The following is a 25,650-nucleotide window of genomic DNA, read 5'->3' as shown; positions in this document are numbered from 1 at the left end:
ATAAGGTGTTTTGATTGAAACAAAAAAAGCAAAATCCGATTTCCCGCTGGTGGCAAAGCCTTGTCGTCAGGGTGAAAAATTATGACAGACTGAGCTCGCGTCAGCGGCGAAAGCTGATTTTTGGCATTGTTGCACCGGCTGCAGTTGTGATTGCACTGGTTGCGGTGCTGGTTAGCTGTGCCGTACAAAAGCAGCAGCCAAAAACTCCCGAAAGTGAGTCTTACACTGAAAAGCCCATTGAGGGATATAACGATGTTGTGCTGCCAAAAACAGAGGATGCAGGCGAAAACTATTTGGAAGAAACCGTGTTTTTAGGAGATTCCAATACGGTTCGTCTGGCTAATTTCGGCGAAATTACGCTGGACCAGATGCTAGGCTATGTGGGCCTTGGCATTCAGGGTGTGACTGATACCGAATGTATCTGGTTTGAAGAATTTAAAGACCCTGTAACAATGGTAAAAGCAGTTTCTCTGATGCAGCCTCGCCGCGTTGTGATGATGCTTGGTACTAACAATACTTCTATGGATACCAAAGCATTCCTCGAAGAGTATGACGCGGCTTATACTGCGGTGCAAAGTGCTTATCCGTATACGGATATCATCATTGCGGCAATGCCCCCGGTGAGCAAGAACAAAAGCAATGCCGCAGCAGTACAGAAAAAAATAGACAGCTTTAACAAAGGCCTTGTAGAGTTGGCGCGTAAAAAGGGAACAGCATTTTTGAATACGGCTGAAATTTTGGCTGGTTCAGATGGGTTCTTGAAATCCGAGTACGCCGAGAGTGATGGAATTCATCTCTCTGCACGGGGTGCCTCGGCATTTATCTATTATTTTAGAACGCACAGCTGGGATACCAAAGACGATCGCCCGGCAGTGAAGAATGTTCCCACCCGCATGAAGGCGCCCTATATGCCGAGTGAATCGGAAGTGGCGGACCTTGTAGAGCCCGGTTCTGAAGTGGTCTCGAGCACGCCGGAGTCCTCATCGGATTCTGAAACGGTTGCAACCCCTGTGCCCACGGCGCCTCCTGTGCCCACGGCGACACCGACCGTTTCGCCGACCCCCAGCCCTACCCCGGTGCCCACAGTAGCACCTACCCCGGTGCCTACGCCACACCCAACCGTTGTCCCAACCCCGGTCCCCCCGGTAGAGCCTACAACTCCACCACCCACGGCCCCGGTTGATGGCCCTGTAACACAGCCGGCCGGTTGAGTGTTTGCACTGATGAATTGAAGGAGTAGACCCGATGAATTGTACCGTACTTGGCTGCGGCCGCTGGGGCTCGTTTCTGGCAAGCTTTCACAGCCGCAAAAATCATGTTACGCTTTGGGGCCGCAAAGGCTCAGAAAGTTTTGAAACTTTGCGCAACACCCGCAAAAACGACTATTTGACTCTGCCCGACACCGTGACCCTGTGTGACGATTTGGGCAAGGCACTCGCTGCAAGCGATACGATTATTATTTCTATCTCTGCACAGCACCTGCGGGAATTTGCTGAGCGAATCAATGGCTACCCGGTTGCGGGCAAGACCTTTATTCTTTGCATGAAAGGCCTTGAAGAAGCAACCGGCCAACGCCTTTCCTGTGTGATGAAAGAAAGCATTACACAGGCTATTAAAGTTGCAGTTTGGGTTGGCCCGGGCCACGTGCAGGATTTTCTTGCCGGTATTCCGAACTGCATGGTAGTGGACTCTGAGGAGCGCGGGCTGACAGAAGAGATTGTAAGCGGTTTCCAAAACGAGCTGCTGCGTCTTTATATTGGTACTGACCTGATTGGTACCGAGATTGGAGCTGCCGCAAAAAACGTAATGGGAATTGCCGCTGGCATGCTGGATGGCAAAGGGCTTTCGAGCATGAAAGGCGCGCTGATGGCGCGTGGGGCACGCGAGATTGCGCGGCTGATTGCAGCAATGGGCGGCAACGAGCTTTCTGCTTATGGGCTTTGCCACTTGGGTGACTATGAGGCAACCTTGTTTTCTCCCCACAGCCACAACCGTAAATTCGGCGAAGCAGTGGTAAAAGGTGAGCCGTATACCAAGCTCGCAGAAGGTGCCCCGACGGTAAAAGCACTGTTGCGGCTTGGCCACGAGCATGGGGTAGAGCTGCCAATCTGCGAAACTGTTAACAGCATTCTTTACGAAAATGCTTCGGCTGACGAAGCTTTCGGCAAATTATTTTCGCGCAGTACCAAAGAAGAATTTTATCTGTAAACATCAATTTACCGGAAAAGGAAGAAGGGTTTTATGGCAAATTATAATTGCTTGATGATTGACCTCGACGACACATTGCTGGATTTTGGGGCAACAGAGGCACAGGCGCTGGAAAAAACATTTGCAGAATTTGAATTTCCTTATACGGAAGAAAATCTCGCAGCATATAAAGAAATTAACAATGAGCTTTGGATGGCGATGGAGCAGGGTAAACTGAAAAAAGATGCCGTGCTCGTGGGACGATGGAAGAAATTCCTCGCCCATCTTGGGCGCCTTGGCAATGCAAATAAAATCAGCGATTTTTATTTGAACATGCTGGGGCAGGGGGCTTTTCCACTGCCGGGCGCACTTGAGTTTTTGGCAGATGTCGAAGACTTTGCGACCATTGCCATTATTACGAACGGCGTGGAAAAAGCGCAGAAAAGCCGGCTCGTCAATTCTCATGTTATGGACTATGCAGACGGGATTTTCATCTCGGAAAAAATGGGCATTACCAAGCCCGATAAACGTTTTGTTAACATTGCACTGGAGCGGCTCGGTGTTTCTAACCGCAAAAAGGTGCTTGTCATCGGCGATAGCCTTTCGGCCGACATTAAATGTGGCATTGATGCGGGTCTTGATACCTGCTGGTGCAATTTTAATGACCGGGAAAACAACACCGGTTTGCAACCTACTTATGTAGCACGTGGATTTGAAGAACTCAAGCGTATCATCCTAACTGAGGAGGAGATTGAGAATGCCGGAAAAGATCACGAAGCAGCAGTGTGATTTCGCATCAGCGAATGGTAAAGATACTGTAATTGGGTATTTTTACGAAGACACCACGGTAGAACCGAAAGCTGTTATCCAGCTTTCACATGGCATGTGCGAGTATATTGGCCGTTACGATGACTTTGCAGAATACCTTTGTCACAATGGCTACGCCGTGTGCGGCAATGACCACCTTGGCCACGGTGCAACCAGCGATGGCTCGTCCGGGGTAGATGGTTACTTTGGTGAAAAAGATGGGCATGAGCATATTTTGCGTGACCTGCGCACCATGAATGAAAAGGCACACAAACGCTTCCCGCATCTGCCGGTTATTTTGCTGGGGCATAGCATGGGCAGCTTTTACGCTCGCGCTTATGCGGCACGCTGGCCGGGCACCATTGACGGTCTGATTATCAGTGGTACTGGCGGTCCTAATCCTCTTGGCGGTGTAGGCTTGCTGCTCACCAATATCATTGGCGCCATTAAAGGTAAGCAATATCGCTCTGCCTTTGTAAACAAAATGGCTTTTGGCACTTATCTCAAAAAAATCGAAGTCCCAGCTACCGGTTATGACTGGATTACCCGTGACAAAGACATTGTGTCCGCTTATGCGGCAGACCCCAAATGCACCTTTGTCTTTACGGTAGGTGGCTTCCACGAGCTGATGACGATTCTTAAGAAAGTCAGCAGTCCGCAATGGGCAGAAAAGCTCGATAAAAAGACACCCGTATTAATGATTTCGGGCGATATGGACCCTGTGGGCGACTATGGCGACGGTGTCAAAAAAGTACATGGCTGGCTGCAGCAGGCTGGTATTCAGGATTTGACGCTGCACCTTTACCCCGGTGCACGCCACGAAGTTTTGAATGAAACCAACCGCGCAGAAGTTTATGCCGATGTGCTGGCGTGGTTGGAAAAACACTGGTGCAGCAAGGTTTGATTGCCCCTTGCCTATTCAAAAAACATCTAAATTATGATATACTGATACCGTTGTGCATTGCAGCGGTATCTTTTTTTGCTGCAAATCAGGGTAGAACCGATGGTCTGTTGTTGCAATACCACATGAGGGTCAAGCAATAGAAATTTTAAACAGGCTTTTATCGGCGATAATATAATTTAATTTAAGCTTTTAGGGCCGCTACGGATGGCCGCGAAGAATAAGGAATGGTTTTCAGTATGTATATTACACTACAAAAAGTGAATAAAAGCTTTGGCGCAGAGCCTGTGCTGTGCGATGTCAATGCAACGCTTGACCGACAGGACCGCATTGGCATCATTGGCGAAAACGGTGCAGGCAAAACAACGCTGATTCGGGTAATTCTGGGTGAGCTTTATGTGGATTCTGGCGAGGTAACGCTGGGGCGAGGCGTAACAGTTGGCTACCTTGCGCAGAATGCAGCCCTGGACACAGAACTTTGTATTTATGAAGAAATGCGCACCGCCTATGCACCTGCACTTGCTGCCATGGCAAAGCTACGCGAGCTGGAGGCTGCACTCGAACAGTCCCCGCACGATGAATCACTTTTAAATGCTCATGCCGAAGCAACGGCCGTCATTGATGCGCAGGACGCCTACAATATGGATGTGCAGATTAAAAAGGTGCTTTCGGGACTTGAATTTGGCCCAGAAACCTATGACAAGCCGATACCGGTACTGTCTGGCGGCGAGTGCACGCGGTTGCAGTTGGCCAAGCTTTTGCTGCAAAACCCCGATGTGCTGATTTTGGATGAGCCGACCAACCATTTGGACTTTGCCACTCTGGAGTGGCTCGAGGCTTATCTGAACACCTATGCAGGTGCAATTCTTACGGTTTCGCATGACCGTTATTTTCTGGATGCAGTCACCAATCGCATTTGGGAAATGGAAGAAAACGAACTTCATATTTATAAAGGCAATTATTCTGCCTATCTGCCCCAAAAAGAGGCGGAGCGTGCGTTGCAACAAAAACAGCACGATGCAGACGTAGCTAAAGCGAAAAAGTTAGAGGACTACGTTGCCCGTAATCTGGTGCGTGCGTCTACAACAAAAATGGCGCAGAGCCGCAGAAAACAGCTTGAAAAATTAGAGATTACCGATCGTCCGCATCAGCAGGGGTACGAGCTGAAGTTTCAGTTTGAGTATGACTTAGAGCCCTATGAGGACGTGCTTACCACAAAAAAACTGGAAGTGGTTGCAGGCACAAAGCCGCTCGTCAACAGTCTAGACCTTGCTGTGCTGCGTGGCGATAAGCTGATTATCGCAGGACCTAACGGCACGGGCAAATCCACGCTGTTGAAGGTGCTGTCTGGGCAGCTGCGCGCGAAAAGCGGTAGTATCAAACTGGGCAGCGGTGTGCAGATGGGTTATTTTGAACAGCAGCAGCGCCGCCGCGGCGGCAGGGTGATGGATGCCATTTGGGATAAATGGCCCAAAATGAGCGAGCTGGAGATTCGCAGCCTACTGGCACGGTTTAACTTTAAAGGCGAAGAGGTTTTTAAGGAAGTATCTAGCCTTTCCGGCGGAGAGCTTTCGCGCCTGCGTTTTGCAGAGCTGTTGCTGGAGCGCCCCAATATGCTGCTTCTCGACGAGCCGACCAACCATCTGGACATTTACACCCGCGAGAGTTTAGGCAAGGCCCTTATGGCTTACACAGGAACCTTGCTGATGATTACGCACGACCGTTACCTGATGAAAAGCCTCGGCTGTCCTATTTTATATTTAGAAGACGGCAAAGCAGATTTTTACGAGAATTTTGCTGCGCTGGCTGCGCATAGCGCCAGTGCAATGCCAACAAAAAAGGCAGAAAACGAAAAATCGCAGGATAAGCCTTCTGTCAACGCAAAAGAAGAGCGCCGCCTCAAAGCAGAGGTGCGTGCCCGTGCAAAAACACTGGAAACCGAAATCGAAAAGCTGGCGGCAGACATCACTGAGATGGAAAACAATCTTTCACTGCCCGAGTACACAACCGACCATGTAAAACTGGGCGAACTTTGTGACGCACTGGAAGATGCACGTTTTGCGCAGCAAGAACGATATGATGAATGGGAAAAACTGCTGGAAGAACACGGCGATTGGCTGGGCTAGCTCTTTAAAATAAGGCTTAAAATCCCAAAGGCTGACTGTATCTACGTTACCGTAAACAAAAGTCTTAATAAAAACAGAACAGCAAAAAAGGAAACAACCCACACAGGGCCGTTTCCTTTTTTGCTGTTTTTGTTTGACCGAAATGGTCGGGAGGGTTTAGAAATAAAACTAGACGCGGGCGCGACCTGCTTTGAAATCTGCTCGAATTTCCTGCAACAGGTCAGGGACAGTAATAATATCCATTGCAGTGCCAGCGAGTGTTTTTGCACCGGCGAGAATCGCCAGATGTGCGTCTTCGTTTTTGCCGCACTCTACGAAGGCTTGCGAGTGGCTGCTGGTCCCAGCGGGGACGAACTTTACCCGAATGCAGCAACCGGGCAACTGATGCATAATGTTGCCAAAATCGGTGCTGCCGGTTTTTTCACGCGCAGGGGCAAGGCCCGGAGCATTGCAGGCTTTGGCATTTTCCATCACCAACTCGTTAAGGCGCAAAGCGGGAATTTTGCCCATTAAAGCTTTGGTTTGAGTGATTTCGCAGGTTACATCAGCCATCATGGCGGCACCGTGAATCAGTTGCTCAAAGCGTTTGCATACCTCTGCCAGAACCTCGGTGCTGTAGCTACGCAGACTAAAGCTGCCTACGGCATGGTCCGGGACCACGTTGACAGGGCCGGGGAGCTGGCTTACGGTATAGTGCATCCGCACGTCGTCACGCACATGCTCACGCATGAACTCTACCCCCTGGAAGCTAAGCAGCAGGGCATCTAATGCACTGCGGCCTTTTTCAGGAGCAAGGGCTGCATGAGCGCTGATGCCTTTGAAAACGACGGTGTAGTTGGTCAGAGCCATGCTCTTGATATCTACGCAGGTGTCAGGCCCGCCATGCATCATCAGTGCCACATCGATGTCGGAAAAGAACCCTTCGCTTTGCAGGCTGACTTTTGCGCTGCGGGTTTCTTCTGCCGGGGTGCCATAGACTACAATAGAAAAGTTTTCGCCGATGCCTGCATTTTTTAGCGCAACAGCGGCACCACAGATAGACGGGCCCTGCAAATGATGTGCACAGGCATGCCCCATGCCGGGCAGTGCATCATACTCACACAATAACCCAATGCTAGGACCACCTTGCCCATGATGCCAAACAGCACGGAAGGCGGTGGGCCAACTGCCCAGCCCAAGCTGCACTTCGAAACCGTTTTTTTTCAGGTAATCGGTCAGCAAAGCACTGGCCTGTACTTCTTCTCCGTCATATTCGGGGTTATCGTGAATGAAGTCTGCCATTTCTAGCAAGGTATCACGCTGCTCGTCTATCAGATGGTAAATATTTTCTTTCATTTTGTTCTCTTTCCTTCGTAAAAGTGTTTGCGGGTTACATGGGGCCGTACTGCATAATCTGTGCGATTACTACCATAATGCTGCCGGCTGCAAACCACACCAGGAACAATTTCCACATGAATTTCATCCAGCGGTCATAGGGCACATTGCCTGCGCTTAAAATGCCCATCAACGCGGTGGAAGTGGGGAGTACGTAGTTGCAAAAGCCATCGCCAAAGTTGAAAGACAGGATGCAGGTCTGGCGCGTGACATGCAGAAGGTCTGCTAGCGGAACCATAATGGGCATTACAGCTGCTGCCTGGCCGCTGCCGCTGGTAAGGAATACGTTAATAATGGTGTTTGCAAACAGCATGCCTACGCCCAAAAGTGCGGCGGGCAGGCCGTTGAGCATTGTGGAAAGGCCATGAACGATGGTATCGGTGATAACGCCGGCGCTCAGCACGCTGCCAATGGCGCGGGCAAAACCGATGATAAAAGCAGCGCCCAGCATTTTTTTGCAGCCTGACAAGAACTCGGTGCAGATTTTGTTTGCGTCGAAACCAGCAAACAGACCAATGACCACAGCCAGTACCAGGAACACCGCCGTTTGCTCGGGAAAATCCCAATCAAGCTCGATGCAGCCGTAAACAATAACAACCAGCGCAACGACAAGCGAAAGGATAGAAAGCACTTTGCGCGTGTCCATCTCGCCAAAATCGTCCAGCTCAGCTTTTTTGAACTCGCTCTGCTGGTCAAGGTCATACATTGGGCTAAGGGTAGGGTCTTTCTGAATCTTCTTTGCATAACGCACCAGCCATGCGCAGGTAATTACATAAAATACAGCAAAGCAAACCCAGCGATAAGCAATACCGCTGTAAGGCGGCAGCTCTGCTATTTTCTGTGCCACCAGGGTGGTGCTGATATTCAGCGTGCCGGTGGAAAAGCCCACTGCGCCGCCCAGCAAGATGATACCTACACCGATGATACTATCCAGCCCAAGGCTGAGAGATAGCATAACCATAATAGGCGCAAAGCCGATAAAGGTGTTAACACCCTGGGTTGTGCAAATCAGGGCGAAAACAAGCATCAGCATCGGAATGAAAATTTCTACCCGGTGGCTGTACCGCCGCGCCACCTTGGCGACCAACGCCTGCAGGGCACCTGCACTGGTAAGCATGTAAATTGCACCGCCGCTAAAAAGTACAAGCATAATCAAATCCGCATTTTTGATAAATGCATTGACAATCATCAACGGTACCGATGGGAGACTGACGGAAACGTCATCCACATAAGTGAACTGGCTGGCATCCACTACCTTTGTGCCGCTTGCGTTTTCGTAACGGGCATATTCACCGCTGGGGATTACCCAGGTAAGCGCGACCGCCACCAAAATAATGATAAGTAGGATGACAAAGGTGTGAGGCATTTTGAATGCTTTTTTGGATTTTGCATTCTCCGCTTTTTTCAGCATAATGATTCTCTCCTTCACATAGTTAGGCCTTGCACAGACCCATTGCTTCGATTATAATGAAGAAAAAATAAAAAAACAAAACAATTATTTTTATAAATATCATTGATAAAAACTATGATTTTGAGGAATGACAGATGAATTTGAAGGAGCAGGAATATATGTTGGCGTTGGGACGTACCGGAAGTTTGACCGGCGCGGCACAGCAATTATGCATTACACAGCCTACCCTTAGCGTTTTTTTAAATAATCTAGAAGAGCGCCTGGGCACCCAGCTTTTTGTGCGCGCTGGTAAAAAATTGGTTCCCACAGCGGCGGGCAGAGCATATTTGTCCTGTGCGCAGCGTATGGAACTGCTGAAAATCGATTTTGAAACCGAGCTGGCAGAATATGTGCGCGGCACAAAAGGTGTACTGCACGTGGGCAGCCTGCGCCACCGCAGCCTTTATTTAATGCCCCGTTTAATTCGGCAGTTTCAAGATTTGCATCCCGGGGTAGAGGTCATTTTGCATGAAGACTCGACTGTAATTTTGGAAAAAATGCTTTATGGAGGAGAGCTGGATTTGCTGGTGACCAACCAGCCGTTAGAAAATCCGGCACTTACGGTGCAACCGATTTACCAAGATCGCCTGCTCGCCGTTATGGGTGCGGCAACTGCGGCACAGCTTAACCATAACTGGCAGTGGAAAGACGGACTGCCTTACTTAGACTTGAAAAGCGTTGCCAACGAAGTGTTTTATTTGCTGCCCCGCCCGCGCTCTATCCGCATTCTTGCAGAGGCAGCGTTTCGGTATTCTAATGTGGAGCCCCGCCACATTCAGCAAATCACCAATATTGACCTGGGCTGTCAGATGGCGGCGGAGGAACTCGGCATCGCGTTTACGATGGAAAGCTACCACCGGTATTTCAATTACTTAAGGCCTACCAAATGCTTTGCGATAGGGGACCCGGCTCTGCGCACGGGCTGGAATGCCGTGTGGCGTAAAAATGCAGTAGTGCCTGCCTATATGCAGGACTTTTTGCAGCTTTTAGAAGACCAGATGCGTGATGTACGGCTGGATAAATTCTGGCCGCGTTGAACGCCCCTGGCAAAATTGCTTTGAGTTTTACCAACAAAAAGCCGGAATCACTTTTGGAGTGGTTCCGGCTTTTATTGGTTGTAATTTTAGCCTATCGCTACGGTTAGGCAAGATAAGCGGGATAGGCAAGCTTTTCAGCCGTCCAGTTTTGCAGAACTTGGACCATGGCAGCAGCTTCGCGCTTTGCACCAAGCAAATCCTGTTCACGGTAATTGCCGCATTCCGGCTCTGTTGCGCCCGGGATTTCTCCCTCGTATGCCGCGATGAATGCCATGCTCTGCTGTACCAGTAAAATTGCCTCCTGCTCGCTCATGCCGCGCACCAACAGGTAAAAGCCGGTACGGCACCCCATTGGGCCGACGTAGACAACTTTATCCGAAAGAGCAGAGCTGCGCGCGTAGGTAGCAAACAAATGTTCGAAAGTATGCATAGCAGCATTTTCGAGATACTTGCCTGCGTTGGGGCGCTTCATGCGGATGTCATAGGTTACCACATCTCCATCTACACGAGAGGTGTACATGCCTCGGTCAAGCTTGGTATGGTCTACTGAAAAACTTGCGATACGTTGCAATTCCATAATCTATAAAGGGTCCTTTCTTGGTGGTTAGTCGGGGATAGCACGCACAATGCCACGCTCGGCATCCACCGCTACCTTGGCCCCATCTGTCAAATTATGGGTAGCGCCAACCGCGCCGACAATGACCGGTTTTTCCAGCGTTAAGCCTACAATAGCAGCATGGCTGTTAAGGCCCGGCTCTTCTGTGATAATAGCGGTTGCGGTTTTCATCGTGCTTAAGATGGCGTTGCTTGTGGAGGGCAGTACCAATACGTCGCCCGGCGTATACTTAGAAGCAACCTCAGCCTCGCTTTTGCAGATGCACAGTTTACCAATGCCCACCAGTTTGCCAACGCCAACACCGCTTTGCAGCGAAGATCCAATCAGGTGAACTTTAATCATATTTGTAGTGCCGGAAAGGCCGATGGGAACACCGGCGGTCAGTACAACCAGCTCACCGTCCTGCACATAACCGTTCTCTTTGGCAAGGGCACAGGCATTTTCGATAGCGTCGTCAGTGGTAGCTGCCAGCGGCATGACAATCGGCGAAATGCCCCAAGAAAGGGACAGGTGACGATAGACCTGCTCGCTGATGACGCAGGCGATAATCGGGGAGCCGGGGCGATATTTACTCACCAGCCGAGCAGTCTCGCCGCTGTGGGTCATCGTGATAATCGCTTGTGCCTGAACATCCATAGCGGTGGTGCAGGCAGCATGAGCAACAGCATCCGCTACGCCCATGTGGCCTTCCAGCCCACGTGCGCGCAGGCGCTTGTCATAGTTGATGTCACGTTCGGTGCGCTCGGCAATCGTTGCCATGGTACGCACAGCTTCTACCGGGAATTTGCCCGCAGCGGTTTCGCCGGAGAGCATAACAACCGAGGTGCCGTCATAAATAGCGTTGGCAACGTCGGTAATTTCAGCACGGGTCGGGCGCGGATGCTCAATCATCGATTCGAGCATCTGGGTAGCAGTGATGACCGGCTTGCCGGAATTAAAGCAATGCCAGATGAGGTCTTTCTGGATGATGGGAATTTCGGCAAAATCAATTTCGACGCCCATGTCACCGCGGGCAATCATAATACCGTCCGAAACCGAGAGAATTTCTTCAATGTTTGCAACACCCTCGGCATTTTCGATTTTGGCAATGATTTTGATATGGTCGCATTTATGTGCATCCAGCACTTCGCGGATATCCAGAATATCGCGGGCACAGCGCACAAAAGAAGCAGCGATAAAATCAAATCCGTTCTCAATGCCAAACACAATGTCCTCTTCGTCCTGTTTGCTGAGGTAGGGCATAGACAAATGCACCCCGGGCACGTTGACGCTTTTGTGGTTGGAGATATAACCACCGTGCACAATGTGGCAGACGATATCAGTGCCTTTAATGGCAGTGACCTTCATCTCAATCAGGCCGTCGTCCAGCATCAGGCGTGTGCCTACGCGCACATCTGCTGCAAGGTTGGTGTAGGTAATGGTGGCAGATTTATCGGTGCCCTCCACCTCGCGGGTGGTGAGTACAAAGTTCTCGCCGTCACGCAGCAATACGCGACCGCCGACAAAATCCTTTAAACGAATCTCGGGACCTTTGGTGTCCAGCAGTGCAGCGATGGGCCGCTTCAGCTCGTCCCGCACTGTACGCAGCGCAGCAAGGCGGCGCGCATGATCTTCATGCGTGCCATGAGAAAAGTTAAACCGGGCAACGTTCATGCCGGCAAGTGCCATTTCGCGCAGGGTGTCCCCATGGTCTGTGGCCGGTCCGAGCGTGCAGATAATTTTTGTTTTGCGCAAAGCGATCCCTCTTTCTTTTTGGTATCCATTTTAAAGTAAGCCCATCCACGCAAAGCGCGGGTAAAAGGCTTTTTGGCTCAAAAGGTTATTTTGAACCTCTGCCTTTAGTTTACCACGAAAAGCAGAAAAAATGGTATGGATATATGTGTGATGTATTTGTAGCCTAAGCTGTTTTTATTATACTCCATATCTTGGAAAAGTGTATCCCAATCACTTAACGAAATTAAAAAAATATGTTATACTAATGCAAAAGCTGACCAAGCTTTTAGAAATAAAAGCAAATCAGAGTAGAAATGCGTAAATAATACAATTTCTCAAACAAATGATATTGCAATACAAAAAGAAAATAGTAAAGGGGTTTTATTTATGGCAAAACGTGCATTTTTGATTGTACTGGATAGTTTTGGCATTGGTGGGGCACCAGATGCTGCTGCATTTGGCGATGAAGGCAGCGATACGCTAGCCGCAATTGCAAAAAGTGAAAAATTTTCTACACCAGAGCTTGCAAAGCTTGGCATGTTTAATATTGAAGGGGTGACCTGCGGTACCCCGGCTGGGGCTCCGACCGGTAGCTTTGCCCGTTTGGTTGAGCAGAGCGCCGGCAAAGATACTACCATCGGCCATTGGGAGATTGCGGGTGTCGAAAGCCCGCGTGCACTGCCCACATACCCCAACGGCTTCCCCGAAGAGGTGATTGCCGAATTCTCTCGCCGCACCGGACGCGGAGTACTGTGCAACAAACCTTACTCCGGCACCGATGTACTGCGCGACTACGGCGAGCAGCACATGAAAACCGGCGACCTTATTGTCTACACTTCTGCGGACAGTGTCTTCCAGATTGCTGCGCACGAAGAAATTGTGCCGGTGGAAAAGCTTTATGAATACTGCGAGATTGCACGTGAGATGCTGCAAGGCGAACATGGTGTTGGTCGCATTATCGCCCGGCCTTTTGTAGGCACCGGCGCGGCAGATTTCAAACGCACCTCGCGGCGCCACGATTACAGCCTTGTGCCCCCGAAAAAGACTGTGCTGGACTTTTTGCAGGATGCAGGCCTTGCCACCATCGGCGTGGGCAAAATCTACGATATTTTTGCTGGACAGGGCGTTGCCAAAACTACTCGTACGACCTCGAACCACAATGGCATGGAGGTTACGCTGGACATTGCAAAACGTGATTTTGAAGGCCTGTGCTTCGTAAACCTGGTAGACTTTGATATGGTTTATGGCCACCGCAACGATGTAGATGGCTATGCTGCGGCTGCAACCGAGTTTGACGGTCAGCTTGCAGAGCTGTTGCCGCTGATGCGCGAAGATGACCTGCTGATGATTACGGCTGACCACGGCTGCGACCCCTCTACGCCGTCCACTGACCATTCCCGTGAGTGCGTGCCTTTGCTGATTTACGGTGATAAGATTCGTGCAGGCGTTAACCTTGGTGTACGCCAGTCTTATGCCAGCATCGCTGCCACCCTGGCAGATTGGTTTGGTATTTCTGCTGAAATTGCAGGTAAGAGCCTGTTGCCAGAAGTTCTCAAATAATTTTTTTGAAAAACTGAAGAAAAGAAAAACGCTCTTTCGTTTTGGTTGATGAACAACAAAACAAAGGAGCGTTTTTTTATGGCTAATTTTGATTTTTTGACAGGCGCATTTTTGATGGCGGTATTTGCAGTATTCTGCGTGGTCATCAGCGTTTCACTTCTGGCAGATGCGAATGCTGCAGAGCCGCGTCGCACACGCCGCCGGGCAAGGCAAGGGGCGATGGACGTTTGAAACGGAGAACAGTACACCTTTATGCAGTGCTAACCGGGTGCACAGAGTATTATAGCAAAGCCCGAACCCAGCGCTCAATAAAAGGCGAAAATTAAATCGACCGAGAGCAATGCTCCCGGCCGATTTTTTATTGTTGCTGAAATTGAGTAACGTAGAGTTTCGCATAAATCCCGTTTTGGACAAGCAGCGTCTCATGGGTACCGCGTTCTTCAATGCCGTTTGGAGTCAGTACTAAAATTTCATCCGCATTTTTTACGGTAGAAAGCCGGTGTGCTACCACTAGTGTCGTGCGTCCGTGGGCAAGTTTGTCAAAGCCTTTTTGGATGGCACGCTCGGTTACGGTGTCCAGTGCGCTCGTCGCCTCATCGAGAATCAGAATAGGCGGATTTTTCAAAAAGACACGCGCAATAGAGAGACGCTGCTTTTGGCCGCCGGAAAGCTTGATGCCGCGCTCTCCGATATAGGTGTCATATCCATCCGGCATTGCCATAATGGTTTCGTGCAGCTCGGCCTGCTTTGCAGCCTCGATAATTTCTTCCTCTGTTGCAGAAAGGTTGCCGTAAGCGATGTTTTCGCGAATGGTGCCGGCAAAAAGGAAAACATCCTGCTGAACAATGCCGATATTTTTGCGAAGCAACTGATATGGAATATCCTGTACGTCTACGCCATCTACCCGCACGGTGCCTTCTGTGGCGTTGTAAAAACGGGGAATGAGATGACAGAAGGTGGTTTTGCCGCTGCCCGACGGGCCGACCAGTGCTACTGTGTGCCCGGCTGGCAGATGAATATTTAAGTCTTTCAGCACGGCCGCGTCTTCACCGTAGCTGAAGCTGACATCCTCAAAATCAATAGTGCCCTCAAAATCGGCAGGCAGCACAGGCTGCGTGGGGTCTTGTTCTGGCTCAGTGTCCATAACCTCGCAGAACCGGCGGAAACCGGACATGCCGTCCTGATACATCTCAACAAACTGGTTCAGTTTGCGAATAGGGTTGGTGAACATGCTGATATAGAGTAGATAGGCCGCAAAGTCGCCAATGCCGATTTTGCCCCAAAAGACGAAAGAGCCAGCTGCCACAAGGGCTACCAGGGTAAGCAGGTCAATAGAAAGCTGCATCCCTGTCATAAACTTTGCAAGTACAAGGTAGACCCCTTGGCGAGCTCCAACAAAGTCGTCGGTAGCACGGTCGAACTTTTCGCATTCATAATCTGCATTGGCAAATGCTTTGGCAACCCGGATGCCCGAAAGGCTGCTTTCCGTTTCGGCATTGATACGGCCGGTCTGTTCACGGCTTTTTGAAAAGGCGGACAGCATGCCTGCGCGAATGTGCATCACGAACCAAACCAGAAAAGGCACAAACGCAAAGATAATGAGGGTCAGCGGAAGATTAATGGTTGCCAAAAGGCAAAACGAGCCAATCAGCATGACGGCAGAAACAAAAAGGTCCTCTGGCCCGTGGTGCGCAAGCTCGGTGATTTCAAACAGGTCGTTCACCACGCGGCTAAGCAGTGCACCTGTTTTATTTTCGTCGAAAAACGAAAACGGCAGTTTTTGGATATGTCGGAAAATATCCCGTCGCATATCTGCCTGCATGCGTACACCAACGGTATGTCCCCAGTAGGCGGTGAACCAGGTAAGCACCGCCTTGAACAGGTAAATGCCGCCCAGCAAAACGCAGCCTTTGATAAAAAGCGCAACGCTGTGGTTGGGCACAAGGTCGTTAATGATGCTGCGGGTAATCATCGGATAAAAAAGGTCGCAGCCAGCCATTAAAAACGCAGCGGCAAGGTCGAGCGAAAAAAGCAGCCTGTGAGGCTTATAATAAGCAACAAATCGTTTTAACGTTTTCACAAAATCTCCTTTTGGCTTGTGGATTTTCTATTATTAAAATGAGCACAGAGCACCTTGCCAGCGAAACCCCGAGGCGAAGCCTACCAGCCGCGCACCCAAAGAGCACAGATGGCCAGTGCTTCGCGCATGGCGGCACCGGGCAAAACCCAAAGGCTGGTGCCGGTGCTTTTACAATGAACAGCAGAAAAACCTACCTTTTTTGCATAGGCAGCGGAGCGATAGCTGTGAAAATCGTTGGTAATAAACACCATAGGCTCTTGCCCTGTAAAGCCAAGCTGTTGTAAAAGACGCAGAGAGAAGCGGAAGTTTTCCTGTGTAGAGGTCGAAGCTTCCTCTAGCAAAATTTGCGCTTTTGGCACGCCGTGCGCTTGCAGGTAGGCAGCCATGGCCTTGGCTTCTGTGGTTGTTTCTTGCGGCCCTTGACCACCAGAAACAACAATCAGCGCGTTTGGGTTTTGCTCAAAATGGTATTCAATAGCGGCATCCAGTCGGCGGCGCAGCGTATCCGAAACCACATCACCATGCAGGCCTGCCCCCAGCACGATAACCACTTTTTCCTTGCCGATAGTGGTGTTTCGGCTGCTGTACGCCATAACGGCGCAAAGAAAAACAAAAAAGGCAAGGCCAATAAAAAAGATGATTTTGAATACGCGTCCCACGCCCACAGCACAAAACGCGTCGATTTGCCGGTGAAACAAAAGATAACAAATAAGCAAAGCTGTGCCAACATAAACTAGGATAAGCCCCAACGTGAAGTTGGAGCGAAAGGTCAGCACAAGGCTGTCTGCTACGGCAAACAGCACCAAAATCAATAAAATTAAATCTTTCATAGTCATAAAATTCAGTGTACCATTTTTTGCAAATATTATCAATAATATAGCCCTTAAGCGCAGCAAAGCAGCCACTTTCGGTGTTTTTTGTTGGTTTGCATCTTATCTTGTAAAATGTTATACTAAAACCAAATATCGGAAAAATAATATTCGTCTATTTTTTCCATAAATTTAAAAGAGGCAGGTGAACTGATTGACCCCCATGATCGAGGTGCGCGGGCTGCGTAAAGTCTATCGCATCGGTAAAGAAAAAGTTGCCGCTCTCGGCGGAATCGATCTCGACATTCCGCAAGGGGAGTTTTGCTGTATTGTTGGTGCCTCAGGCAGTGGTAAATCTACATTGTTAAACCAGCTTGCGGGTCTGGAAAAGCCAACCAAGGGCAGCGTTGTAATTGGTGGCCAAAATATTTCGGCAATGTCTGAAAAGCAGCTTGCTGTGTTTCGCCAAAACCATCTGGGTTTTGTGTTTCAGTCCTATAATCTGCTGCCAACGCTTACGGCCGTTGAGAATGTGGCATTACCGCTGATGTTTAAAGGCATTGGCAAGGTAAAGCGAGAAGAAATGGCGAAAACGCAGCTCAAACAGATGGGGCTGGGCAAGCGCATGTACCATAAGCCCACCGAGATGTCCGGCGGCCAGCAGCAGCGCGTAGGCATTGCGCGCGCGTTCGTAAGCAAGCCAAAAGTTATTTTTGCAGACGAACCTACCGGCAACCTGGATTCTAAAACTACGGTTGAGGTGATGAGCGCAATCCTCAAACTTGTGCGAGAACATAATATCACTTTTGTTATGGTCACCCACGAACGAGACCTTTCCGGCTATGCGGATAGGATCATCACGCTGAAAGACGGTGTGGTACTTAGTGATGAAAGGCAGGAGCATCCTGTCGTTGCGGAAGAATTAATATCTGAGCCAGAAAAGGAGAATATGACTCATGAAGACCAAACAGAAACAGACCAGTAAATTATTTGCGGCTTTGCTGGTGGCAACCCTGGTGCTGAGCCTCTTTGCACCTATGGCAATGGCCACCGTTGCAACCCCGACGCCTACCCCTACCCCGACACTTGCGCCAGTTACAAGCGGCGACGTTAAAGTAACCGGTTATACCGTTTTGGATGCAGCCGGCAACGAAATTCAAAAGGTGCAGCCCGGCCAGAAATGCCAAATTGTCATTTCGCTTTTAGATGAGCGATATGGCACCGGCACCGGCAAAAGAATGCCGGCCGGTACGGACACTGGTACTTATGCAAACGTCAAGATTACATCGACGACTTCGTTTACTCCGCCGAGCCTCGGAGATATCCGCCTTACCACAATTGCGGGCAAGGATATGAGCGATGGCCTGAAATACGGTATCATCTTTAACGACATTACGTATCTCGGCGGCAGCAACACACTCTCGTTCGATTTAAGTTATGCGGACCAGAGTGTACCGCTGGTCAATCTTTCGCAGGCAATCAGCCAGTGCTCTGCCAGTGGCAGCTCCGGCAATTCCTCCATCAAACCCAGTGTTATGGTGCAGGATTCTAACTATGGCAAACCGCAGATTGCAGCAGGCGAAACCTTTACGCTGAATCTGACTTCTTATAATACGAGCAAATCCACCGGCATCAGCAATGTCACCACAACGCTGACCCTGCCGGAAACGCTTACCCTTGCAGGTGGCAGCAACAGCGTTATGACTGCCAACGTTGCGGCGGGCGGTAGTTTCACCAATGCATTCCAGCTGATGGCACAGCCCAGCGCAGCTACCGGCATTGCCAACATCACCGTACAGTATACTTTCTACTCTGCCACCGGTGAAGAGCAGCTTACGGCAAGCCAGATGATTACGGTTTCGATTGTGCAGCCGGACCGCTTCTCCTTCTCTTCGATGGAAGTACCTGATGAAATTTTCACCGGTGAAGAGAACACCATTTCGCTTGGTTTTGTAAATAAAGGCAAGGGCATCCTTTACAACGTTTCTGCAGAAATTTCCGGCAACCTCAAAAACCCGGGCCAGACCCAGTATCTTGGCAACCTGCAGCCCGGCGCAGAAGGCAGTGTTGATTTCGTGATTGCCGGCGAAAGCGCAGGCACCGTTTCGGGCACCATTACGCTGACCTACGAAGACATTGCAGGCAACCAGACCACTCAGACTAAGGAATATTCTGTTACCGTTACCGAAATGACCGGTATGGATGAATCTTTCCCCGGCGGCGAAGTGATGCCGGGCATAGACCCTGTCGAACCGAAGCCTGCCGGTATGCCGGTTTGGGGCTGGGCTATCATCATTGTAGTTGTGGTAGTGGGAGCTGTTGTTGCGATTAAAATCGTAAAAAAACGTAAAGCACAAAAAGAACTGAGGGAACTGGAGGAAGAAGATGAGGATAACTGATTTAATCAGCCTCTGCTTCGAAAACCTCCGTCGCCGTAAAGGCCGCACAGCGCTTACTGTCATTGGTGTCGTGGTGGGTACTTGTTCCATCGTGGTTATGGTGTCGCTTGGTATTGCTATGAACGTTGGTTTTGACGAGATGATTGCCGAAATGGGCGATTTGACCAAGATAGACGTTTACAATTGGGGCAACCAGGGCAAAGAGGTTAAGCTGGACGATAAGGCCATTGCAGAAATCTCCGCGCTCGACCACGTCAACATCGCTACCCCCATCTATAATGCCAGATATCTGTCTGCCAGCATATTCAGCGGCAAAAACAACCGGTACCAAATGGATGCCTACAACATTGTGGGTATGTATCCAGAGGCCATACAGGCTTTGCAATATGAGCTGCAGCAGGGTGAATATTTAAAAGATGCGCCCGGCTCTGGCGAAATTAAAAAGGTACCGGTGCTGGTAGGGCAAAATGCGGGCTACAATTTTATGGATACCAAGAAGCGGAGAGACAACTACCGTTACCCCGGTATGACCGATGCAAAGGGAAACCCGCTACCTCCGTTTGTTGACGTTACAAAAGATAAACTGATTCTTAAAACGAACGTCAACGACACCACCGATACTTCGCTGAAAAGCCTGGAGTATGAGCTCGAAGTTAAAGGCGTGATGGTAGAGGACTACCAAAAAGGTTATGTTACCAGCGCAGGCATCGTCATGGATCTGAACCTGCTCAAACGGCTCGAAGCAGAATACATGAAAGCCAACAAAATCAAAGACCCGAACTATGGCAAAACCGGATATGATAACGTCACAGTAAAGGTCGACAATATCGACAACGTAACCGAAGTAGAAAAGAAAATCCAGGAGCTTGGTTTTTCTACCGACTCTATGAACTCCTGGCGTGAAAACATGCAAAAGCAATCGCAGACCATCCAGGTGGTTTTGGGCAGCCTTGGCGCAGTTTCTCTATTTGTCGCGGCACTTTCCATCGTCAACACGATGACCATGGCGATTTACGAGCGTACTCGTGAAATCGGTGTTATGAAAGTGCTTGGCTGCGGACTTTCTAAAATTCGCAGCATGTTTCTCATTGAAGCCGGTATGATTGGCTTCTTAGGCGGCATCATCGGCATTGCGGTAAGCTATACGCTTTCCTTTGTGCTCAACCATTTTGGCCCCGCCCTTATGTCTATGGGGCTTGGCAGTATGCTGCCGATGTTCGGAAGCCGTGTATCGGTAATTCCGCCTTGGTTGGCATTGCTCGGCATCGTATTTTCTACCGTTATCGGCGTGCTTTCTGGTATTGCTCCGGCAAACCGTGCCATGCAAATTTCGGCCCTGGAAGCAATTCGTCACGAATAAAATTGCTGAAATTACAGTAGTTTACAATGCAAAACCGCAGGCAAGCGTTATGCTTAGCCTGCGGTTTTTATTTGTGATGCTAGAGGTTGCAACGTGTAGCCCAGGCGGCAAGCGAGGTATTATTTATGGCAGATAAGGGCTAAGTCTATTTAAAACTGTGTTTCTTGCCCACAATAGCCCAAAACTCTATACAAAAAAGCGGCGAGCCACCCAACGAGGGGGCTTGCCGCTTTTGTCAAAGAGCCGTAGCACTCAAATATCGATTTGGGTCCATTTGCCGCTGCGAAATCGCAGAAAAGAGAGCAGATAGCGTACCGTTTGTTCGCAAGAAAGTCCAATCCAAGCGCCGAAAAGGCCGCCGCCCAAAGGCCAGCAAAGCAGCCAGCTAATCGCCGGGCGCACAATTGAGACACTGATGAGGCCGATGAGCGCCACAAAACGAATATCGCCTGCGCCGCGCAAGCAGCCACAATACACAACCATAGCAATTTGCAGCAGTACGATATAGGTGATAAGGTAAAGAATCTGCGAGCCATCCCGGATGATTTCGGGGTCCGAAGAAAAGCAGCCTACAATTTGGGGCGCGAACACAATTAATATAGTAAAGAGTGCCAGCGAAATTAAAAAACCAAGGCGTTGGCAGATGCCGCCGAAAATGCGCGCGAGGTCTGCACGTTTTTGCCCCAGGCTTTGCCCGACCAGCGTAACGGCAGCCGTGGAAAGGCCATCGCCGAAGAAGAAGGTAAAGTTAAGTACGTTCATGCAGATTTGATGGACGGCAAAATCTCGAGTGCCGAGCCTTGCGACAATAAGCGAAAAAACGAAAAAGCCGAATCGCAGAAAAAGCTGTTCCGCAAGGGCGCCGCTGCTCATTTTGGCAACCGAGCTCAAGGTGCGGCGGTCAAAATGGTAGCCTTCGCGGCCACCGAGGTATAAGTAGCCCTCCATATGCAGCACACTGGCAAAGGACATAACGCAGCCGGCGATGCTGCCAATAACGGTCGCAATTGCAGCGCCCCGAATACCCAGAGCGGGGAAACCAAATTTGCCGCCAATAAGCAGGTAGTTGAGCACAATATTGATTAGGTTGCTGACCATGTTGGTGCGCATTGCAATTTTGGTGTTGCCAATGCCGCGCTGTGCAGCGTTGATTACCATCGAAAGGCTGTTGAACACCAGACCGCCCATAATGATTTGCAGATATTCCACGGCGTATTCATGTGTGTCGGCCGCGGACCCGCAAATAGAAATGATAGGGGAGGCGAATAACACGAAAGCGACGCTGATGAGCACCGTGCAAACGATAGTGATTAGCAGACTCTGCTTTAATATGCGGTTGGCGCTGTCTCTGTCATCCTCACCTCTACGCCGCGCAACCAGTGCGGACACGGCAACGTTAAGCCCGAAAAAGACACATAAACCAATGTATTTTGGCTGGGTAGTTAACCCAACCGCAGAGATGGCGACAGTGCCCAACGTGCTTACCATCATGGTGTCGACGATGCCGACAAGGCCAATCAGCACAGATTCCATAATTGCCGGCCAAACAATGCGCATGGTTCGGTTCAAAAGCTCGTTGGTGGGGGGGATTTCTCCACTTGCAGGAACATGCTTTAACATTCGCTGGGGCTTGATGTACCAATTTAAAAAACGGCTCCACATAATAGTAATCTCCAGTCCCTTTCGGAAATAATAGATTGGCATCACGAGGGTGTCAATTTTGGTAGGGCGGACAAAAAAGAAGCTGTTCCGCCTCTTTGTCGCTTAAGGATTGCCTCAAGCGGGGGGAAGATGGGAACAGTCTTTTTTTGCATGTTTTTTTACAAGGCGCCCAAACCGCACCACAGTAGAAACAACCAGTACGCCGAGCGCAAGGCAGCCGGCAATACTGATGGTTTCCAGCAGTTTGGAAAGGAATGCAGTGAATTCACCCGCAAGGGCGTACTCCATAGTATAATAAATACCACCGCCGGGCACTAGCGGCAAAAGCCCAATGAGAAGAAAAGAAGTAACAGGTGTTTTAAGCAGCCGTGCCAGAAGCTCGGCATAGATAGAAAGTGCCACTGTCGCAGAAAAATAGCAGACCATCATTGGGGCAAAGGGCAATAAAAACTCGTAAACGACCCAGCAAAGGGCACCGCCCAGCGGGGCGAAAAACAAAATGCGGTCGCGCACGTTGAGAATAAAGCAAAAAGCAAAGCAGGCAATGAACGAGGTGCCAAAAGCGTACAGCATTTCTAACATCAGGCCACCCCCAGTGTTCGCAGCAACGTTAAAGCAAAGCCGGCACCCAAGGCAATGCCGGTTGCAATAATCAGTGCAGTGGCAAGCCGTGTTAACCCTGCAATGAGATCTCCTGCCATGATGTCGCGCATCGAACTGGTGAGTGCGGTGCCGGGCACAAGCAGCATTAAAGTGCCGATGATAATTTTATCCGGCATAGCGCCGAGCCCGAAAACAACGCAAAGCGAAGCGACCGCCGCAGCGACAAAGCTGGCCAAGATGGTGGTAAAGAAAAAGTTGGTATCGTACTTTTCAAGCTGGTGGAGCGTCAGCTTTACGGCAGCGCCGGCAATCAGTGCGGCAACTGCATCCAATAAACCTCCGCCGAATACCAGAGTAAATCCAAAGGCGACCACCGCATAAGCGACAAGAATCTGGCCGAAGGTGTAGGTCGGCTTTTTAGCGATGATAGCAAGCTCCTGCCGTATCTGCTGCGCCGAAAGCCGCTGGGCGCAAATGCGTCGACAAAGGTCGTTGCAAGCGCGAATTTTTTCTACATCGGTGCCATTTTCGCGGATGCGCCGAATATTGGTCAGCGGCAAAGAATCTTCGTGCCGAATCGAAACGATGAGCAAAGAGGGAATCGCGAACACCGACCCGCCCGAAACGCCGTAAGCATCAAAAATACGCAAAACGGCCTCTTCTACGCGGTAAATCTCGGCACCGCTGCACAGCAGAGCATAGGCAACATCGGTCGCCGTACAAAGGAGCTCACTTTGTTCCAAGCAAATCACACCTTTTTAGCAAGCGTCAGTCCACGCGAAACAGCGCGTCCTGTCGGTTCTTTTTGTCAAACATCAAATTATATTGCAAAATGCGATAATCTTCCAACTGTTGCTGGTAATCACTGGTTTCCGTATAACTGTAGTCCTTACCGTTTTTATCTTGATAGCCGTTGAGATTAATCACGGGAAGAGTCTGATAAAGCTGGTAGAGATACTGCTGGAAAGGAGGCATCTCCAAGTTTGCTGCTTTCAGCAGCAGGGTAGAGAGATAGTTTGCGCTTACATCGCCAAGCTCAGCTTCCTCAATATCGTAGTTTGCCCAAATAACAAACGGGGTTTTAAATTTTTTCTGCAGCTCGGTCAAGGTCAAGGTGTCGAGGTCCTTGCCGTACAGTTCCCGGTAGAAGCTGTCGGGTAGGCTTGGCTGATGGTCACCGAAAAACACGATGATGGTGGGTTCTTTGATTTTCGAGAAGTAAGAAACCAGTCGCTCGAGCTGCTTATCGCTTTCTCGCACCAGCGAGAGATAGTTGTCGACGCTGGCGTTCGGTTTGGCAAGGCTGGTCAGCTCTACGGTATCTTCTACGCCAACCACCTTACTGTAACCGCCATGGTTTTGCATGGTTACGTTAAAGAGGAACAGCTTTTCATCCTCGGCTTTCTTCTCGAACATTTCGATGAGCTTGTCGTAATCGGATTCATCGCTGACGCTGGTGCCCATATAGCCACCAATGGTCTTTGCATCGGGGAAAGCCGTGACATCTAAAAACTCGTCAAAGCCGAGCATCGGATAAACTTTGTTGCGGTTCCAGCAATAGCCGTAAAACGGGTGAATTGCGGAAGAGCTGTATCCCTGTGATTCCAGTGTAGTAACAAGGTTCGGGGTAGGGCGGCGCAGATACTGCTGGTATACCACACTGCCGGCAGGGAAAAAGCCAAGCGTGCAGCCCGAAAGGAACTCAAACTCTGTATTGCAGGTGCCGCCGCCGTAGGTGCTGACGACCAGGTTGCCAGTGATGGCATTGGGGGCACCGATCAGGCTGTGATAGAAGGGCAGCGGGTCTTGGCTGGTTTCAATTGTGTTAACAAGAGAAAAATCAGCAAAGCTTTCGTTCATGATGCCGATGATATTCGGCTTTACGGATTCTTCCTGTGGCTCATAACTGTCAGCATCATCAATGATTTGCTGCACTTTGTCGGTGCTGTAGTCGTCCGCAACCTCAACAATCAGGTAACGTGTACTGTAAACCATGCTCAGCAGAGTGCCGTTTTCGCGAAAAGCGATTTTCTGGTTCCACAAATAGTCGCTGATGCCAAAAGATTTGAGCATATCGGTGTTGTAAAAGCCGTAGAAAAAAGCAAAGGCAACTGCCACAGAGCAGCCGAGGCTCGCCCAGCGCAGGCTTTTATGTACCGGTTTCCAGCGGGCAAAGCCTGCCAACGTCCAGATGAGTAAAAGCAATGCGGTGCCTACCCAAAATTCCGCGCGGAAAGAATAACGATACCCGCCCGCAACGCTGGCTGCGGTGCGTAGGCTATATAAATCCAGCGCAGAAATTGGCTGGCCGCGAAACTCTACGATTGCCGCATTGGCAAGGCCCATGCTATAGGCAACTACAGTTGTGATGCGCAATGAGAGACAAATGCGGCCTGTTAGGCCGGTAAGTACCCAGGCAAACAGCCAGATGAGCAGCCAGTTAAAGACTATGGCCCAGGATTCAATGCCTTCAAGCACGTGTGCGTTGAGAATCTCGACCATCCAAAAGATGGCGGGTGCAGACCCAAGAAAAAGCAAGATGCTAACGGGTGGAGAAAACTTGTTTTCTGCGGGCAGCTTGAGCAGTTTTAACCCGGCAGCAACAGCCGCAAAGGCAAAAGCCATCAGGTAAAACCCTGTGCGAAAGCCATCTTCCGCGCTGAATCTGCCGTACATGGCAAACAAAAAAACAAAGGAGCCGACTGCCGTGAGCAGTGCAGACACCTTCCTGGATGTGGTATTCGAAAACTTCAAAACAAAAATCGCTCCGTTCAAATTTTGCCGCACAGCGGCGAATTTAGTAGATAGGCAACAGTGCAAAGTTGACGGTGGATTTCTGAAAAGGTGCCTGCCAGCAAATGGCCGACGAAACTAAAAATTTATCCATGCGCAAAGGGTCGGTGGCCGTCGTTGTTTTATGTAACAAAATGGGCTGGCCCTGTCCAACGTCTGGAAACGCGCAGTAT

Annotated in this window: 21 protein-coding genes; 11 read left to right on the top strand and 10 right to left on the bottom strand. The window is 49.9% G+C overall.

From position 1 onward, the window contains the following. The first annotated feature begins 14 nt into the window (after window positions 1-14). The 5 genes from C1A11_RS01980 to C1A11_RS01960 all read left to right on the top strand — a co-directional run bounded on the left by C1A11_RS01980 (window position 15) and on the right by C1A11_RS01960 (window position 6,021). Complete coding sequence (locus tag C1A11_RS01980; protein WP_102048753.1) at window positions 15-1,211, top strand: GDSL-type esterase/lipase family protein; 1,197 nt, start codon at window positions 15-17, stop codon at window positions 1,209-1,211. A 34-nt stretch (window positions 1,212-1,245) separates the two neighbouring features. Continuing rightward, on the top strand, window positions 1,246-2,208 hold the full coding sequence (locus tag C1A11_RS01975; RefSeq protein WP_102048752.1) for an NAD(P)H-dependent glycerol-3-phosphate dehydrogenase: 963 nt from the start codon (window positions 1,246-1,248) through the stop codon (window positions 2,206-2,208). A gap of 33 nt (window positions 2,209-2,241) precedes the next feature. Beyond that, complete coding sequence (locus C1A11_RS01970; protein WP_102048751.1) at window positions 2,242-2,976, top strand: YjjG family noncanonical pyrimidine nucleotidase; 735 nt, start codon at window positions 2,242-2,244, stop codon at window positions 2,974-2,976. Beyond that, window positions 2,945-3,898, top strand: coding sequence for an alpha/beta hydrolase (locus tag C1A11_RS01965; RefSeq protein ID WP_102048750.1), 954 nt, complete (start codon window positions 2,945-2,947; stop codon window positions 3,896-3,898). Before C1A11_RS01970 ends, C1A11_RS01965 begins: the two co-directional genes overlap by 32 nt. Before the next feature lie 236 nt (window positions 3,899-4,134). After that, a complete protein-coding gene (locus C1A11_RS01960) occupies window positions 4,135-6,021 on the top strand; it encodes an ABC-F family ATP-binding cassette domain-containing protein (protein ID WP_102048749.1) in 1,887 nt (628 codons plus the stop codon). Window positions 6,022-6,189: 168 nt separating this feature from the next. On the opposite strand, the gene C1A11_RS01955 is transcribed toward C1A11_RS01960, so the two are convergent. Both C1A11_RS01955 and C1A11_RS01950 read right to left on the bottom strand, forming a co-directional pair. Continuing rightward, window positions 6,190-7,356 carry a M20 family metallopeptidase gene (locus tag C1A11_RS01955; RefSeq protein ID WP_102048748.1) on the bottom strand — a complete coding sequence of 389 codons (1,167 nt, stop codon included), beginning with the start codon at window positions 7,354-7,356 and terminating at the stop codon, window positions 6,190-6,192. A 34-nt stretch (window positions 7,357-7,390) separates the two neighbouring features. Then, window positions 7,391-8,806, bottom strand: a complete 1,416-nt coding sequence (locus C1A11_RS01950) for a YfcC family protein (protein ID WP_242965785.1) — start codon at window positions 8,804-8,806, stop codon at window positions 7,391-7,393. 134 nt (window positions 8,807-8,940) lie between these two features. Here C1A11_RS01950 and C1A11_RS01945 point away from each other — a divergent pair, with 134 nt between their 5' ends. Continuing rightward, on the top strand, window positions 8,941-9,882 hold the full coding sequence (locus tag C1A11_RS01945) for a LysR family transcriptional regulator (RefSeq protein ID WP_102048747.1): 942 nt from the start codon (window positions 8,941-8,943) through the stop codon (window positions 9,880-9,882). 103 nt (window positions 9,883-9,985) lie between these two features. Here the strand turns inward: C1A11_RS01945 and C1A11_RS01940 are convergent, their stop codons facing one another. Beyond that, window positions 9,986-10,453, bottom strand: a complete 468-nt coding sequence (locus C1A11_RS01940; protein WP_207653944.1) for an S-ribosylhomocysteine lyase — start codon at window positions 10,451-10,453, stop codon at window positions 9,986-9,988. 33 nt (window positions 10,454-10,486) lie between these two features. Then, window positions 10,487-12,232, bottom strand: coding sequence for a pyruvate kinase (pyk, locus tag C1A11_RS01935; protein WP_102048745.1), 1,746 nt, complete (start codon window positions 12,230-12,232; stop codon window positions 10,487-10,489). 366 nt (window positions 12,233-12,598) lie between these two features. Here pyk and C1A11_RS01930 point away from each other — a divergent pair, with 366 nt between their 5' ends. Together C1A11_RS01930 and C1A11_RS13735 are read left to right on the top strand one after the other, a co-directional pair. Beyond that, complete coding sequence (locus tag C1A11_RS01930; RefSeq protein WP_102048744.1) at window positions 12,599-13,771, top strand: phosphopentomutase; 1,173 nt, start codon at window positions 12,599-12,601, stop codon at window positions 13,769-13,771. 78 nt (window positions 13,772-13,849) lie between these two features. Further along, on the top strand, window positions 13,850-14,002 hold the full coding sequence (locus tag C1A11_RS13735) for a hypothetical protein (RefSeq protein ID WP_180950211.1): 153 nt from the start codon (window positions 13,850-13,852) through the stop codon (window positions 14,000-14,002). A 127-nt stretch (window positions 14,003-14,129) separates the two neighbouring features. Here C1A11_RS13735 and C1A11_RS01925 read toward each other — a convergent pair whose 3' ends face one another. Together C1A11_RS01925 and C1A11_RS01920 are read right to left on the bottom strand one after the other, a co-directional pair. Next, entirely contained in the window at window positions 14,130-15,851 is a 1,722-nt protein-coding gene (locus tag C1A11_RS01925) for an ABC transporter ATP-binding protein (protein WP_242965783.1), read from the bottom strand. 80 nt (window positions 15,852-15,931) lie between these two features. Then, a complete protein-coding gene (locus C1A11_RS01920; RefSeq protein WP_145995703.1) occupies window positions 15,932-16,687 on the bottom strand; it encodes a YdcF family protein in 756 nt (251 codons plus the stop codon). Between the two features lie 196 nt (window positions 16,688-16,883). Between C1A11_RS01920 and C1A11_RS01915 the strand changes: the two genes are divergently transcribed. The 3 genes from C1A11_RS01915 to C1A11_RS01905 are packed head-to-tail and all read left to right on the top strand — an operon-like array spanning window position 16,884 to window position 20,419. Next, complete coding sequence (locus C1A11_RS01915; protein WP_102049210.1) at window positions 16,884-17,645, top strand: ABC transporter ATP-binding protein; 762 nt, start codon at window positions 16,884-16,886, stop codon at window positions 17,643-17,645. Further along, on the top strand, window positions 17,617-19,059 hold the full coding sequence (locus C1A11_RS01910; RefSeq protein WP_102048742.1) for a COG1361 family protein: 1,443 nt from the start codon (window positions 17,617-17,619) through the stop codon (window positions 19,057-19,059). Before C1A11_RS01915 ends, C1A11_RS01910 begins: the two co-directional genes overlap by 29 nt. Continuing rightward, window positions 19,046-20,419, top strand: coding sequence for an ABC transporter permease (locus C1A11_RS01905; protein ID WP_102048741.1), 1,374 nt, complete (start codon window positions 19,046-19,048; stop codon window positions 20,417-20,419). The genes C1A11_RS01910 and C1A11_RS01905 overlap by 14 nt, the downstream gene beginning before the upstream one ends. A 252-nt stretch (window positions 20,420-20,671) precedes the next feature. On the opposite strand, the gene C1A11_RS01900 is transcribed toward C1A11_RS01905, so the two are convergent. The 4 genes from C1A11_RS01900 to C1A11_RS01885 all read right to left on the bottom strand — a co-directional run bounded on the left by C1A11_RS01900 (window position 20,672) and on the right by C1A11_RS01885 (window position 25,438). Beyond that, on the bottom strand, window positions 20,672-22,081 hold the full coding sequence (locus C1A11_RS01900) for an MATE family efflux transporter (RefSeq protein WP_180950210.1): 1,410 nt from the start codon (window positions 22,079-22,081) through the stop codon (window positions 20,672-20,674). Window positions 22,082-22,195: 114 nt separating this feature from the next. Then, window positions 22,196-22,663, bottom strand: coding sequence for a threonine/serine exporter family protein (locus C1A11_RS01895; protein ID WP_102048739.1), 468 nt, complete (start codon window positions 22,661-22,663; stop codon window positions 22,196-22,198). After that, a complete protein-coding gene (locus C1A11_RS01890; RefSeq protein ID WP_180950209.1) occupies window positions 22,663-23,427 on the bottom strand; it encodes a threonine/serine exporter family protein in 765 nt (254 codons plus the stop codon). Before C1A11_RS01890 ends, C1A11_RS01895 begins: the two co-directional genes overlap by 1 nt. A gap of 25 nt (window positions 23,428-23,452) precedes the next feature. Next, window positions 23,453-25,438 carry an LTA synthase family protein gene (locus C1A11_RS01885; protein ID WP_102048737.1) on the bottom strand — a complete coding sequence of 662 codons (1,986 nt, stop codon included), beginning with the start codon at window positions 25,436-25,438 and terminating at the stop codon, window positions 23,453-23,455. Window positions 25,439-25,650 lie beyond the last annotated feature (212 nt).

The sequence above is a fragment of the Pygmaiobacter massiliensis genome, from assembly GCF_900199435.1.
GTDB classification, from domain to species: domain Bacteria; phylum Bacillota; class Clostridia; order Oscillospirales; family Ruminococcaceae; genus Pygmaiobacter; species Pygmaiobacter massiliensis.
The sequence above is the reverse complement of the archived record's forward strand: the minus strand, read 5'-3'. Positions and strand labels throughout refer to the sequence as shown.